Genomic DNA, 14,857 nt, shown 5'->3' on the forward strand with positions numbered 1-14,857 from the left:
GCCGGACGTGCTGTCCTGGACGCAGCCCACTCCCCTGCCTTGAGGAGCTCTCGCATGCACCGGCCACCGATACTTGTCCTGGACGCCGCCGGGAGCGACCGGCACGCCGAGGACGCCGAGCTGCGCTCGCGCGGTCCGGCCGCCCGTGTCGACGTCCTGGGTGTCGAAGCGTGGGCGGTGACCGACCCGGCTCTGCTCAAGCAACTCCTCACCGATCCGCGGGTCTCCAAGGATCCTCGGCGGCACTGGCCGCTGTTCCCCGACAAGATCGTCGGCATCTGGCCCCTGGCGCTGTGGGTGGCCGTCGACAACATGTTCACCGCCTTCGGCGGCGACCACCGGCGGCTGCGGCGTCTGGTCAGCCCGGCCTTCACCTCGCGCCGTATCGCCGCGCTGCAGCCGCGCATCGAGGAGATCTCGCACACCCTGGTCGAGGAGCTCGCCGCCCTTCCTTCGGGAGAACCCACCGACCTGCGCGAGCGGTTCGCCTACCCGCTTCCGATCCGGGTCATCAGCGAACTCATGGGGCTTCCCGACCACTCCCAGCGCAGCTTCCGCCGTACCGTCGACGGCGTCTTCGACACCACACTCAGCCCCGGCCAAGCCGCCGCGAACACCCAGGAGCTGTACGCGATCCTGGCCGACCTCGTCGCGGCCAAGCGCGCCGATCCCGGTGCGGACATGACCTCCGTGCTCATCGCCACCCGGGACGACGACGGCTCCGCGCTGACCGAGCAGGAGCTGCTCGACACCCTCCTCCTCGTGATCAGCGCGGGCTACGAGACCACCGTCAACCTGCTGGACCAGGCCATCGCCGCGCTGCTCACCCATCCCGAACAGCTCGCCCTGGTGCGCGAGGGCAAGAGTGCGTGGTCCGACGTCGTCGAAGAGACACTGCGCTACGAGGCACCCGTCGCGCACCTGCCGATGCGGTTCGCGGTCGAGGACATCGCGCTGGCGCAGGGACTGACGATCCATCAGGGCGATGCGATCCTCGCCTCCTACGCCGCAGCAGGCCGTCACCCCGACCTCCACGGCCCGAGCGCCGGCTCCTTCAACGTGACCCGCGCCGGCAAGACCCATCTCGCCTTCGGCCACGGCGTCCACGTCTGCCTCGGCGCCGCCCTGGCCCGGATGGAGGCCGAGACCGCGCTCCGGGCGCTGTTCACCCGTTTCCCGGACCTCGCCCTCGCCGTCCCCGAATCCACGCTGCGCCCCGCGGAGTCATTCATCTCCAACGGGCACCGGGAACTTCCGGTCATCCTCCGCCCGGCCACCGACAACTGACTCAACCGCTGAGGATCCCGCCGAGTGAGCGCCGTTGCCGACCGTCATCGAGGAAGTTCTCCGGGGCCAGCCAGGCACGGAACGCCTTGCGCAGCAGCGGCCATTCACCGTCGACGATCGAGTACCAGGCCGTGTCGCGGTTGCGCCCCTTGTACACGACCGCCTGGCGGAACACGCCCTCGAAGGTGAAGCCGAGACGCTCGGCCGCCTTGCGCGACGGCGCGTTGAGGGCGTCGCACTTCCACTCGTAGCGGCGGTAGCCGAGCACGTCGAAGGCGTAGGCCATCAGGAGGTACTGCGCCTCCGTCGAGACCGGCGTGCGCTGCAGCAGCGGCGAGAACACCACGTAGCCGACCTCGACGACGCCGTTGGCCGGGTCGTGCCGCATCAGCGCCATGGTGCCCACCGCCTTGTCCGTCCTGCGGTCGATCACCGCGTAGTGCAGCGGATCGGCGCTGCGGGCCGCGGCCTCGGCCCAGCGGCGGTATCCGTCGGCGGTGTCGAAGGGCTCGTCGGGCAGATAGGTCCAGTTCCGGCCGTCGGTCCCGGTCGCGTACGCCGCGTAGAGGTCGTCCGCATGCCGCCCGGCGTCAAGCGGCTCAAGGCGGCAGTACGCGCCGTCCAGGTCGACCCTCGCGGGGGCCGGACGAGGTGCCCAGTCAGGCAGGGGCTCGCCGACGGGCTGGTCGAATGCGTTCAGGCGTGGTGTCACCAGATCTCCAAAATGTTTGTTCTCCGGCCACGCTACGACCGGGAAGCCACACCGGCCTGCGGGCCCCCCAGCCACGCCCCCACCTCGAAGCCGACCGCGGCTGGGCACGGCACCGAGACGGCTGGGGTCAAGATGTCCCGGGTCACGGGTCTGTCCCAACGGGCGGTGGCCTCGAACTGGTGCGCCATGGTGGCGGGAGGCTGGTGGCGGCGGGGTGTGACCGGTGATGGCGGCCGCGGTGACGGTCCGTGCATGTAACAGGAATGTCTTAGGGGGGAGTTGGGGGGAACGCCTGATCGGTCTTGTGCGGTCCTGGTGATCAGAAATGCTCGCTCGTACCCACGCGTACCGAGCAGCCCGCACCACATGGCACCGCACCCCCCAACTGATACTGAGGAAGAAACGATGCGCGTTCACAAGCTCACCTTCGCCGCCCTTGCCGTTGCCGCGAGTCTCTCGCTGACGGCCTGCAACGGCGACGACACGGCACAGAGCGACCCGTCGTCCGCGTCCACCGAGTCTTCTTCGGGCGGCTCCGACTCGGGCGATGCGGGCTCGGGCGATGCGGGGCAGGACAGCGCGAAGGACTCCGGCGGGCAGGGTACGGCCGCCGGGAGCGGCTCCGACGCGGACAGCAAGACAGGCAAGTGCCGCACCGACGATCTGGACATCACCGCGACGGACAGCACCATCGACGGCGACACCGACGGCTCGGTCGCGGTGACGTTCCAGAACGGCGGCGGCCGTGACTGCATCCTCTCCGGTTTCGCGGGCGTCGACCTGAAGACCAGCGAGGGGGAACTGTCCGCCGAGCGCAGTGGTCAGGGAGCCAGCCCGATGACCCTCAAGGACGGCAAGTCCGTCTCGTTCACCGTCAGTTACCCAGTCAACGACTCGGGCGGCTCCGGCGTCGGCGTCACCGGCCTGGTCGTGACCCCGCCCGGCGAGACGAAGTCGTACTCCCTCGAATGGCCGGGCGCCGCCACCCTGCCCGTCACCGACGGCTCCGGCTCCCCGGTCAAGGTCTTCCCGATCGGCAGCGCCGGCCAGGGCGGGGCGAACTGACCCGAACGCCCCGGAGCCGGCTCAATCCACGGGCTTGAGGTCCAGCGTCTGCTCGGCCGCGGTCCTCGCGCCGCCGATGCCGCCGGTGGTGTCGGTCCAGGCGCGGGTCGGTGTCGTCTCGGCCAGCCTGCCCTCGGTGTCCGACAGGCCGATGACCAGTCCGCTGTAGCGGTTGACCAGGCGCACGGTGTCCGTGGCGCGTCCGTCGGCGTCCCGGCCGGGGACGACGAACCACTGCTGGCCGACGGTGGGTCCGGCCTTGGGTGCCGAGGTCACGGTCGGCTCGGCGCCCCAGGCGCGGCCGTCCTTGCTGGTGGAGTCGACGCCCAGGAGCCGGCCGGTGGCGGCGTTGGCGATGCGGTACGAGCCGTCGGCGTTGGAGGTGAAGACCCAGTGCCCGCGTGTGGAGTCCTCGCCGGAGGGCCGTGAGGTCGTGCCGCTGCCGTTGGCGGACTGGGCGAGGAAGCGGCCCGCGCCGCTGCTGATGGTGTGGGCGGAGCCCGTGTCGACGGGGGCGGCCGGGCTGCTGGTCCCGATGGTGGTGTCGTAGTACTCGCCGTCGGCACCGCCCGAGCACGAGAACGAGCAGTAGCTGCGGAACTTCTTGCCGACGATGGTGGATCCGGTCTTGTTCACCGAGTCCAGCATCCAGCGGTACCAGGACCCTGAGCGGTAGTCACCGGTGTCTCCGATCAGCTCCCACTTCTGGGTGGAGAGGTCGTCGGTGGCGTAGAAGCGCTGCGGTTGGGTGCTGTCCTGGACGATGGCCTCGGGCTGGCCTATGTACTTGCCCAGGTAGGCGTCGTAGGCGATGTTCATCGTCAACAGGTCGGACTTGGCGGGCAGTTCACCGGCGGCCTGCTGTTCCTGCACGGAGCCTTCGTTGGACGGGTCGTAGTCGTGCTCCACGGGGGTGTAGCCCGTGGAGTTGTCGGCGCCGACCGGTTCCATGTTGCTCTCCAGGCCGCCGACACCGGGCTGCGACCAGGCGCCGTCGTACCACTTCTTCCAGGAGCCGGGTGCCAGCTTGGCGGACATGGGAGCGCGGGCCACGTGGGCCCGGCTGCCGTCCGTCCACCCGCCGGGGACGCCGCCCTTGGGGATGACGCGGGAGTTGTAGTAGACGTAGAAGTAGCCGGACGCGGTGTCCACGAACAGGCGCGCGTCTCCATTCCCGTAGTGGTAAGTGTCGTGCGGGAAGGCCTTGTTGTCGCCTCGCTTCGTGCTGTAGGGCGAGGTGAGGACGTGGTCCTTGATGTCCCAGGTCTTGCCCTGGTCCTTGGAGACGGCGTAGTCGATCGCGTCGTAGTGCAGGCCGTCACCGAAGGGCTGCGGGGTGAATTCGTTGTGGACCAGGCCGTACCAATGGCCGGTGTCCGGGTCGACCCACACGCCCATGAGGTCGCAGTAGTTCTGCTGCGCATAGTGCGAGGTGTCCTGGGCCTGGGTGGCCTCGCGGCCGGTGGGGCTGTTGTTGCACCGCCAAGTGGTGTCGTTGTTGCGGTCCTTGGCGTTGGCAGGGTTGACCGCGTCGCTCAGCTCGGCGTCACGGGTAGCGGAGTCGAAGTCCTTGCCCGTGTAGAACGTCCACTTGCGCGGGTCGTCGGCGCCGTACAGGGCGTGGGCGGACTGGTAGTGGAACGTCCCGTCCTTGTCGATGTAGGTGGCGGCGGGTGTGTCGTCGGGGTGGGTCCACGCGCCCTTCTGCCCGACGGCGACCTGGTACGTGGGGGCGTCAGGGGATGCCGGTGCGGGGGCTGCCGCGCTGAGCAGGACAGCGGCGCCCGCCGCGAGGGCGGCGAGGGTTCTTGCTCGGGAACGGAGTGACACGGGTACTCCTCTCGGGGCCGGACACCTCGCGGGCGGCGTGCCCGCGGGGCGGTGGTTCACCATGCGAAGACCGCCCAGCCGCGGTGCGGCAGCGGGGTCCCCAGCTCAAGGGCGGTACCGGCCGCCTCAGGGTCGGCCGCTTCGGTGGCGGCATCGGCGGGCTCGGCCAGCGGTGCGAGCAGGGTGGACCGCACGTCGTGGCCGGCCCCCGGCAGGTGGATGCGGGGGTGGGCCGGGTCCGCGCTGCCGTTGGCCACCGCGAGCCGGTGGCCGTCGCCGGAGCGCGTCGCGTACGGGATCAGGTGCGGGGCGCCGCTCACCAACGGGAGTTGGGGCTGCTCGCCCTCCAGGAAGCGGATCGTCGCGTGGAGGAGGCTTCGGCCTTCGTCGCTGCGGGCCAGGGCGGCCGGCACCGTCGCGGGCAGGACCGCCACGCGCCCGCCCAGGGCGTTGACGAAGTGGCAGCGGCCCGCGCCCCAGGGGCGGCCGTCGGGCGTCTGGATCCGGGTGACGACGTGGGCACCGGGCAGCGGTTCGATGCGGGCCAGCGCAGGCTGGACGTCGACGCTCAAGAGCGCCCCGCCGTCCGTTCCGTACTCACCCGTGATCTGTTCGACCGCGTACGGGCCGGGCAGCGCCCGCTCTTCGCGGCCGATCAGCTCGCTCGCCCGCAGACCCAGGAGGTCGGTGAAACCCCGCCGGGTCAGGGCGTGTGCGGCCACGCCGTCCAACAGCAGCCCGCCGTGGAGCAGTTCGCGTATCTCGGCGTCGTCGATGGTGTGCACCAGGCTGCCGAACAGGGCCTGGACCGGGGCCGGTCGCGAGGTGACAGGGACCCCGTAGCCGAGCAGGAACTCCGCGGTCTGCGCGGGGTCCGCCACCAGTTCCTGCATCCGGCCCGTCTCGGTGGGCAGCCGCGCGGCGGTGTCCTGCCGCCAGGGCAGTCCTACGCCGAGCGGGACCTCATCGTCCGTGTGGCGTGCGGCCAGCCAGTCGAGGGCCGGCCGGGAGCGGCGCAGCAGCCGGTCGACGCGCGGGAAGTTCTCCGCGCGCTCGGCGTGGGTGGGGTGGAGGTTCAGGAGCAGCGCGTCGGCTCCGAGGAGTTGGGCGGTCACCATCTCCGACCAGGTCTGGGTGTCCGACTTCGACCATGCGGTGTGCGGCCAGTTCTCGATCTCCGGCTCGCAGGCCGCGTGGCGCGGGCGGAGGGTGCGCTGTGCCTCCAGGGACCAGAGTGCGGAGGCGAGGCCGCGGGCAGGGGTGTCGGAGTACGGGGCGAAGTGCGGCCGGTGGGTCACCTTGTTCCCCACGGACAGGGCGCCGAACAGCGCCTCCCAGTCGCGGCCCTCCACGGAGTGCATCGCGGGCAGCGAACTCATCAGCCCCAGGTGCGAGCGGCCGCCGGAGCGCTGCCTCACCACCTCGGCCAGGCCCTCGGCGACCTCGAGCTGGGCCTTGCGCCACACCTGTTGCAGCAGGGCGCGCCAGGGGTGGGGCGGGCCGGGCGCGGTGACGGCCGCGACCACCTGCTCCCGGCCGACCGGCTCGCCCACGAGTGCGGCCAACCGCTCCAGCATGAGCGGTTCGAAGCCGCCGCCCCAGTCGAGCGGGGCATGGTTGTGGAAGCGGAAGTCGTCCTCGACCCACAGCACGCGGAAGCCCAGTTCGGCGAAGAGTCCGTAGTGCGCGTAGAGCCAGCGGCGCCAGAGGGGGCAGGCGAAGGACGCCTGGGCGGTGGCGTGGCGCCCGGTGGGCGAGGCCATGGGGGCGAACCCGAGCGCGCCGACGCGGCCCCGGTCCGCGTGGCCGACGGTGACCCAGGGGTTGAGGCTGACGTCCAGGCCGGCGGCGCCGAGCACGTCACGGGCCTCGCCCGCAGCCGCGAACCAGCGCGCCTCGTCCGCTCCGGCGAGGTGCCCGGTGTGCTGCTGCTCGGCTCCGAGCAGCAGGACCACCTCCTCGACGCCGTTCTCGCCGCACACCTTGGCCAGTGCGCGGGCGCGGTCCGCAAGGTCGTCGCCGGGGCGCAGTTGGAACCTCAGGTGATAGCGCGCCCGCCGGGTGGGCCGAGGCACCGTCGGGTGATGCTCCGTGCCGATGTCCATGTGTGCGGCTCCCTCGCCGAGGCCTGACGCTCCCTCAGGCGTACGTCAGTCGTGCCTCGGTCGTACCTCTGTCGCGCGTCGGTCATAATTAGTTCGGCTAGGATCCAAAATAAGTAGAGGCTCGTCAACAGGTTCACGACAAGTTCTCCGGCCCGGAACTCCGCCCCCTCCTCCCCCACACCCCGGCCACCACGTAATTTGGCGGGCACCGCGATACGCGACGATCAGCACGGACAAGGAGCGGACCTGGTGAAGGCAGACCTACGCGGCACGGGCGTACGCGACTTGGGCAGGGCGGGACCATCGCGGGCCGGCGATCGCGCCTCCCTGCGCCGGTCCAACCTCAGCCTGGTGCTGCGCCTGCTGCGCGACGCCGGACCACGTCCCCGCACCCAGATCGCCGCCGACACCGGCCTGCCCAAGGCCACCATCACCAACCTGGTCGCGGAGCTGATGGAGAGCGGCCTGGTGCGCGAAGGGGAGACCGAGCGCCATGGCTCCGTCGGCCGCCCCAGCCGCACCGTGGAGATCGACGGCCGCGGCGTCTGCGGCATCGGCGTCGAGATCAACGTCGCCTACCTGAGCCTGGTCGCCCTCGACCTGCGCGGCGAGGTCACCGCCCGTCATCGCGTCCCCCTGGACACCCGCGGCAGCGACCCAGCCGCCGTTCTCGACCGGATGGCCCAGGCCATCGGCGAGACGATGGCGACCCTGCACGCGCGGGGCGTGACCCCGGTGGCGGTGACCGTCGCGGCCCCCGGCGTGATCAAGACCGGTTCCGGCGTGGTCTCCTACGCCCCCAACATCGGCTGGCAGGACATCGACGTCGCCGAAGGGCTGCGCGCCCGGCTCGGTCCCGGAGCACCGCCGATCGATCTGGAGAACGACGCCAAGCTGGGCGCCATCGCCGAGTATCTCCTCGCCGCTTCGGCCGACATCCACGACCTGATCTACGTGACCGGCGAGACGGGCGTCGGCGGCGGCATCATCTCCGACGGCCGACTGCTGCAGGGTTCGGCCGGATTCGCCGGCGAGATCGGCCACATGCCCCTGGACCCGGGCGGACTGCCCTGCGTCTGCGGCCGGGTCGGCTGCTGGGAGACCATGGTCGGTCTGACGGCCCTGCTCCGCCGGGCAGCGCCGCCGCACGACCCGGTTCACGACCCCACCGTCGACCTGGAACAACGACTGACGGAGCTGCGCCGCCGGGCCGACACGGGCGACGCCGCCACCCTCGCCGCACTGGAAGAGATCGCCGACGGCCTGGCACTGGGAGTGGCGCTGCTGGCCGATGTGCTCAACCCCCGGGCCGTCGTCCTGGGCGGCTACTTCACGCACTTCGGCGACTACCTGATCGACCGCGTACGCGATGAGTTCGCCGCCCGGGTCATGGCCCCCGAGGCCGGCGGCTGCGAGATCATGCTGTCGTCCTTGGGCTTCAGCGCTGCGGCACGCGGCGGCGCCTACCTGTCCATCGACCGGGTCTACCAGGACCCGAGCGGAACGACCACTTCCGTGACGGACGGGCGCACGGGGTCTTAGGCGGCCACTCCCCCGCTTCCGTGATCGTGCGAGGGTGGCCCCCATGACGACAGAGCGATTCGAAGTGCAGCGTCAGATTGCCGCGTCCCCGGCGAAGATCTTCGCGTTGTTGTGCGACCCGGCCGGGCATGTGGCGATCGACAGTTCAGGAATGTTGCAGTCCGCCGAGGGAGAGCCTGTGCGCGGTACCGGCGACGAATTCGTCGTCCACATGGACCGCGAGGCGCTGAACGACTATCCGTTGGGCAAGTACGACGTCACCGTGATCATCACGAAGTTCGAGCAGGACGCCCTGATCGAATGGACGATCTCCGGCCAGGTGCAGCCTCCCATCCGGCACCTCTACGGCTACCGGCTCAAGGCCCACGAGGGCGGCACTCTGGCCACCTCGTACTACGACTGGAGCGAGATCGAGGAACGGTACCGGGACGCGGGCATCTTTCCCGTCATCCCTGAGGCGGGCCTTCGCGCGACCCTCGGGATTCTGGCGCGGAACGTGGAGTAGCGACGGCCACGCCGTGCTCGTTCGTCCCTGCTCGGCCGGGCTGTCAACCTCTGACTTTCCAGGAGGTCCCGACAGCGAAGTGTCCCTACGTTAGGGCCCGTTCAACGGGCGGGCAGACGGCCCGCCGCATCCAACGGGGAAGGTTCACCCACACCATGCGCATGCGTCGTACGGCCAGTCTCGTGGCCACAAGCGCCACCTTCGCACTGTTCGCCGCGGTCGCCTCCACCGGCACCGCGTCGGCCGCCATCTATCCGTCCGCCTACGGGTGCAAGCCCGGCCATGTGTGCCTGTACGACAACCCTTCGTCCTCCCCCTCTTTCCCCACGGAGGGGAACTGGAGCGGCAGGAAGTTCAGCGCTCGGATCGTCAACAACGGGACACAGGACGTGGATGTGGACCACATCCGCTTCACCGCAGAGAAGTACTCGCCCACCACGGGCAAGGCACACAAGTACAAGGGCTGCCTGCACTACGCGACTTCGAACGGGTCGGGCGGCCAGTACAAGGTCGAGCTCAAGCCGACGAACAGCTACGGGTACACCGTGACGTCCCTGAAGTGGGGCCCCGAATGCGGGCCCGGCGAAGAGGTGCTCGAGGGCGCCTGAGGGGCCCGGAGGCCGCCGCCCCCGGAAAGCGTGGCCCGGGGGCGGCGGTTCACCTGGTCAGGACCAGATCGTGAAGGTGACGGCGACGGAGGCCTTCCTGCCCGTCGCATCGGTGACGGTCATCGTCGCGTTGCGGAATCCCCAGCTCGTCGGGGTGCCCGAGATCAGGCCTGTGGTCGGGTGAACAGCCAGTCCTGCGGGCAGGTTTGTCGCGGTGAAGGTGTAGGGGGCCGTGCCGCCGGTCGCCTTCAGCGGCACGCTCACCAGGCGCCCCACGTAGCCGTTCTGGCTGCCGGGATCGGCGAGCTTCGGTGCGCCTGAGCCGGGGGCCGTCACCGTCCACGCGAACGACGTGGACCCCTTCTTGCCGACCGTGTCCGTCGCGGTCAGCGTCACCTGGTGCGTACCGGCGGCCGTCGGACTGCCCGAGACGGTGCCGGTGGACGCGTCGAGGGACAGCCCCGCGGGCAGGCCGGTCGCGGTCCATGTGTAGGGGGCCGTGCCGCCCTCCGCGCTGTTGCGCAGCTCCACCCGGCCGCCGGTGGCGGTGGTCTGCGCGGACACCGCCGAGACCGTCACCTCGCCGGGCTGGGGGTTCGAAGTCGCCAGCTGGGCACCGAACTTGGCGAGGGCTTCGTTGACCGGCTGGAAGATGGTGTACTTCTCGCCGCTTCCGCCGCTGCACGTCGCGCTGCCGCCGCCCGAGTGCAGACCCACGGCCCGGCCCCCGGCCGGCGTGACGTAGCTGCCGCCCGAGTCACCCCCCGCGGAACAGGCACTGGAGTAGGACAGCCCGTCGATCACCACGTTGCCGTAGTCGACGCTCTGGTCGACCTTGGTGACCTCACCGCATCGGTATCCGGTCGTCTGACCCGAGTGGCACACGGCCGTTCCCACGACCGCTTCGGCGGAGCCCGTCACGGCGACGTCCCCCTCGCCCCAGCCCGCCACCTTGGGCGCCAGCGACCAGCCCGCCTGGTCGACATCGACGATGCCCATGTCGCCCTCGCGGGCGTTGACCGACCCGGTGCCGTTCTTGTTCGACGTGCCGACGCGCGTGCCGTCCTTGCCGTATGCGGGCTGGCTGACGTCGTTCGTGCAGTGCCCGGCGGTGAGGAACGCCTTGCCGGCTCCACTAGTGCGCGTCACGGGAAAGCCGATCGAACAGGGCGATTCGCTGCCGGGGGTCCACTTCTCACCGCCCACCACATCGCCGCCCTGCTGGCGGGGTACGTCGCGGGACTCGACCACCCGTATCAGACCGCCGAGGGAGGCGAGCCTGGTCCGCAGAGCCTTCGTCGACGCGGTCGACGCGGCGGGGTCGACGACCACGTCGACCCGTCCCGCGCGGGCGTCCGGACCCCACGAGCGCACGCCGGGCACCCCCCGGCTCCACGCGCCGACGGCCTGCGCCGCCGCCTCCAACTCGGCGCGTGTACGGCGTGCTTCGTGCGGCACCGCTCCGGCGGCCCGCGCAACGTCGGCTGCCCGGGGTGTGGTGACGGCGGCGTGGAGACGCCCGTCGGCCGCGTCGAACCAGAGAGCGGTGGCCCGGTCGCCGACCTCGCCGCGGAGCACGGTCGCCGCGCGCTGCGCACGGGATTCGTCGGCCAGGCGCTCGGCCACCCCCGCGGGGCTCACTCCGAGGTCCCGCGCCAGGGCGGCGCGGAGCTCGTCCGGCAGTCGCGGCTCGGCCGTCGTTCCGGGGGAAGGATCAGCGGGGGTGCCCGCATGGGCGGGCAGGGCGGCGAGGCCGGCGAGGGCCGCTGCGGCCACGAGGCCTGCCAGGAGCGGCCGTTGGGAGAGGGTTCGCATGGGGGTTGTTCCTTTCCGGGAGGCGTCGCCGGTGACGGGGCATCAGCAGCGACGTGGTGCGTCCGGGGTGGGTGTGGGCAGACCGGAGGGCGTGCCGCCCGGGACGGCCACAGCGTCCTGGTGCCGGGGCGTCGGCGGTATCCGGGAAGCCCCCTGTCGCGTACGTCCCGGAAACCGGACAGCCCCCGGGGCCCCGGCTACGCATCCCTCGGCGGGAATGCGGGCGTGTCAGGGATGTCCCTCGTCCGGTACGCGGACCGTGCACGGGCGTTGTGGGAGGACAGGCGGGCGCCTACGGTGCCCGGTGTGCGAGGACGTACGGGCGTGGACGGCGAGGCGTGGGCGGCGAAGGACGGCTGGGCCGCCGTGGTCCGCGATGCCGCGGCGCTGTTGGAGCGCCACGGCCGGTTGGCGGTCAGCGGTCCGTGGGGCGCGGGCAAGACCACCCTGCTGGACGCGCTGGCCGAGCAGTCTTCGACTGTGCAGGGCACCGGGGTGGAGCGGCGCTGCCTGCGGGTGTGCACGCAGGCAGGCGAGGCCGGGGTCCGCTACGGCGCGCTGGTCCAACTGCTCAGCGCGGCCCGGATGCAGGGTGTGGGCACGGATTGCTGTGGCCCGCAGGGCCCTGGGCACGGCGCTGACCGTGCAGGCGAGGTCGTCGCCCCTCCCCGATCCCCTGCGGCGTCCTCGGAGCCGTCTCCTCACTCGTCCTCCTCGGAGTCCGCTGCGTCCTCGGAGTCCGCCGCGGCCGTACTGCTCCCCTGTGCCGTGGCACCCGCGCAGCCCGCGCAGCCCGCGCAGCCCGCGCAGCCCGCGCCGACGCCATCAGCCTTAGAGGCAGAGGCCGTTGCGCGGGGCAGCGCGTGGGGCACCGCCTGGCTCTCGGGCGCCGCCGACGACCCGCTGAGGCTGCGCGTGGCCCTGATACGGCTGCTCACCGAAGGGCCTCCGATCCTGCTCCTGATCGACGGCGCGCAGTGGCTCGACCCGGCCAGCGCGGACCTGATCGGCTACGCCGTCCGCACCTTTGGCCCCGCGCAGCTGACCGCCGTGGCAGCCGAACGCACCAGTGGCCACCCCGCCGCCGCGGCCGCGCTGCTCGGCGAGCACCCGGCGGTGCTGCCCGTGCCTCCCGCCGATCTCACCGAGACGGCCGCCGCCTGCGCGCGCCTTGGGCTGCCCGCGCGCTGGGCTGCGCCCGTTCACCGCTACTGCGGGGGCCACCGGGGACTGCTCGACGCCTGGGTCCGGTTCCACCCCTCCGCCGCGCGGTCCGGTGACGCGGACGGCTGCACCGGGCCGCCCGAACCGCCGCGGCAGGTGCGCGACCTCGCCGCCACGTGGCTCGCCTCCGTCCCTGCCGACGTCCGCGCCACGCTCCAGGTCGCGGCGCTCGCGGGCAGGTGCGACGCGGAGCTGCTGCGGGGCGGTGGGCGCCGCGACGCCGAGGACCATCTCGCCCATGCCGTCGACGCCGGTCTCGTCACCGCGGACGGCGTCACGGGATCCGCCCCGGCCGGTGTGGCCCCGTCGCACCGATTCACCGCGACGGCCCTGTCCGACGCCGCGGCCGCCACGGTGGCCCGGGAGCGGCGCACCGCGATCCACCTCGCCCTCGCCGCCTGCTCCCACGGCCCCGTCGCGCCCGCCCTGCACACCGCGCTGGCCCAGGAATCCCCGGACCTGGCCGTCGCCGGTGACACCGCGCACGCGGCCGCCGCGGCCCGCGCGGCGGGCGAACGCCTGCGCGCGGCCGAGCTGTTGTTCCTCGCGGCCCGCCTCACCCCGGCCGACCGGTCCCGCCTGCGTGTTGAACGGCTCGCCGAGGCCGCGCAGGAAGCCGCGGCCGCCGGCTCGGCAGCCCTGACCCGGCTGGCGGCGGACCGGATCGTGGCCGAGCACGGCACTCCCGCGCAACAGGTCCACGCTTTGCTCGCCGTCGTCGACGCACATGGCCAGGACACCGCCGGTACACGGCCGTTGCTCGCCACCGCGCGCAGGACCGCCGCCGAGGACCCCGCACTGCTCGCCGCGGTCGAGCTGCGCACCGCGGTGCAGGCGAACATCTCCGGCGAGGACTTCGCCCGTGCCCTGCACCACGCAGAGGCCGCCACCACCCTGGCCGAAGCGGCTCGCGCCGTGCCCCTGGAGGCTGCCGCGCTGACGATGACCGCCCGCATGCAGCGCGTCCTTGGCCGTCTCGACACCGCCGCGGCCACGTTGGACCGCGCCCTCTCGCTTGCCGTGCCGCCGACTCTGCTGGGGATCCGCAACAGCCCGCAGTACCTCGCCGCCCGCCACGCGGTGTTCGACGCCCGCCTGCCCGAGGCCCGCGCTCTCCTGCTCCAACTGCTGCCCGCGGCCCAGGAGTGCGGGGAGCCCGAGGACCTGGTGGACCTGTGGCGCAGCCTCGCCGAGGTCGACGCGGGACGCGGTGCGTGCGGCCAGGCCCTGCACTGGTCGGCCCGCGCCGTCGACCTCACCGCGGCCGCCGGTCTGTCCCCCGGCCCCGCCTGGTACACCGCCGCCACGGCCGAGACCTGCGGCGGCAGTTTCGCCCACGCACTTCGTCACGCCACGCATGGTGTGCGCGCCTCCCGCGAGGAGCAGGACGCACTCCACACGACACGCGGCCTGTGGGCCCTGGGCGCCGCCCTCCTGCACACCGGCCGGGTCGAGAGGGCCGCCGCGACGCTGGCGGAGGTCGCGGAGCTCGAGTCCCGCTCCGGGGCGGCCGATCCGGGCGTACTGCGCTGGCAGGGCGACGCGGTGGAGGCGTTCGCGCTCTGCGGGCGCATGGCCGAGGCCCGCGGACTGCTGGAGCGGATGCAGGAGCGGGTGGGCCCGCACCCCGCACACGCCGCTCTGCGGGCCACGCTCACCCGGGCCCGCGCGCTCTGCCGCTACCTCGACGGCTCAGGGGAAGAGGCCGCGGAGCTTCTGGCGGACACGGCATGCGTCTTCGCCGGGCTCGGCCTGCCGGTCGAGGAGGGCCGCACCGAGCTGCTGCGCGGCCGTGTCGAGCGCCGCCGCCGGCGTGCCGCCGCCGCGCGCACCGCGTGGGAGAGAGCCCGCACGCTCTTCGAAGACGCCGAGGCGCGGCCCTGGACAGCGCTCGCGAACGACCATCTGGCCCACCTGACGGGCCAAGCATCCGCGCCCGGCGGCTCGGCGGGGCCGCAGGGGCGGCGCCTGACCGCACACGAGGTACGCCTGGCCGAGCTCGTGCGCACCGGCGCGACCAACCAGGAAGCGGCCCAGCAGATGTTCATCTCGGTCAAGACCGTGGAGACCGTGCTGAGCCGCATCTACCGCAAGCTGGGCATCCGCTCCCGGACACAACTCGCCGCCGCACTCACCCCGTAGCCCGAGGCGCCGCCCCTGGGCG

10 protein-coding genes are annotated in these 14,857 nt (G+C 72.2%); 6 read left to right on the plus strand and 4 right to left on the minus strand.

The genetic code is table 11. From position 1 onward, the window contains the following. Positions 1-54 precede the first annotated feature (54 nt). The gene (locus tag ABZ833_RS00190) at positions 55-1,287 is read left to right on the plus strand and encodes a cytochrome P450 (RefSeq protein WP_361038895.1); all 1,233 of its coding nucleotides are present in this window, start codon (positions 55-57) and stop codon (positions 1,285-1,287) included. Position 1,288: 1 nt separating this feature from the next. Here the strand turns inward: ABZ833_RS00190 and ABZ833_RS00195 are convergent, their stop codons facing one another. After that, positions 1,289-1,999, minus strand: a complete 711-nt coding sequence (locus ABZ833_RS00195; protein WP_361038897.1) for a GNAT family protein — start codon at positions 1,997-1,999, stop codon at positions 1,289-1,291. Between the two features lie 405 nt (positions 2,000-2,404). Between ABZ833_RS00195 and ABZ833_RS00200 the strand changes: the two genes are divergently transcribed. Then, on the plus strand, positions 2,405-3,064 hold the full coding sequence (locus ABZ833_RS00200) for a DUF4232 domain-containing protein (RefSeq protein WP_361038899.1): 660 nt from the start codon (positions 2,405-2,407) through the stop codon (positions 3,062-3,064). A gap of 21 nt (positions 3,065-3,085) precedes the next feature. Here the strand turns inward: ABZ833_RS00200 and ABZ833_RS00205 are convergent, their stop codons facing one another. Both ABZ833_RS00205 and ABZ833_RS00210 read right to left on the minus strand, forming a co-directional pair. Further along, complete coding sequence (locus tag ABZ833_RS00205) at positions 3,086-4,894, minus strand: RICIN domain-containing protein (RefSeq protein ID WP_361038902.1); 1,809 nt, start codon at positions 4,892-4,894, stop codon at positions 3,086-3,088. A 56-nt stretch (positions 4,895-4,950) separates the two neighbouring features. After that, a complete protein-coding gene (locus tag ABZ833_RS00210) occupies positions 4,951-6,999 on the minus strand; it encodes a hypothetical protein (RefSeq protein WP_361038904.1) in 2,049 nt (682 codons plus the stop codon). Between the two features lie 249 nt (positions 7,000-7,248). On the opposite strand from ABZ833_RS00210, the gene ABZ833_RS00215 reads away from it, so the two are divergent. The 3 genes from ABZ833_RS00215 to ABZ833_RS00225 all read left to right on the plus strand — a co-directional run bounded on the left by ABZ833_RS00215 (position 7,249) and on the right by ABZ833_RS00225 (position 9,654). Further along, positions 7,249-8,541 (plus strand): ROK family protein, encoded by a 1,293-nt coding sequence (locus tag ABZ833_RS00215; RefSeq protein ID WP_361038906.1) that lies wholly within the window; start codon positions 7,249-7,251, stop codon positions 8,539-8,541. Between the two features lie 43 nt (positions 8,542-8,584). Next, positions 8,585-9,046 (plus strand): polyketide cyclase, encoded by a 462-nt coding sequence (locus tag ABZ833_RS00220; RefSeq protein ID WP_361038908.1) that lies wholly within the window; start codon positions 8,585-8,587, stop codon positions 9,044-9,046. A 182-nt stretch (positions 9,047-9,228) separates the two neighbouring features. Next, complete coding sequence (locus ABZ833_RS00225) at positions 9,229-9,654, plus strand: hypothetical protein (RefSeq protein WP_361038911.1); 426 nt, start codon at positions 9,229-9,231, stop codon at positions 9,652-9,654. A gap of 57 nt (positions 9,655-9,711) precedes the next feature. Here the strand turns inward: ABZ833_RS00225 and ABZ833_RS00230 are convergent, their stop codons facing one another. Beyond that, positions 9,712-11,469 (minus strand): putative Ig domain-containing protein, encoded by a 1,758-nt coding sequence (locus ABZ833_RS00230; protein ID WP_361038914.1) that lies wholly within the window; start codon positions 11,467-11,469, stop codon positions 9,712-9,714. Between the two features lie 306 nt (positions 11,470-11,775). Here ABZ833_RS00230 and ABZ833_RS00235 point away from each other — a divergent pair, with 306 nt between their 5' ends. After that, positions 11,776-14,835 carry a LuxR C-terminal-related transcriptional regulator gene (locus tag ABZ833_RS00235; RefSeq protein ID WP_361038916.1) on the plus strand — a complete coding sequence of 1,020 codons (3,060 nt, stop codon included), beginning with the start codon at positions 11,776-11,778 and terminating at the stop codon, positions 14,833-14,835. The last annotated feature ends 22 nt before the right edge of the window (positions 14,836-14,857 follow it).

This window comes from Streptomyces sp. NPDC047525, from assembly GCF_040643025.1.
Classification (GTDB): Bacteria; Actinomycetota; Actinomycetes; order Streptomycetales; family Streptomycetaceae; genus Streptomyces; species Streptomyces durmitorensis.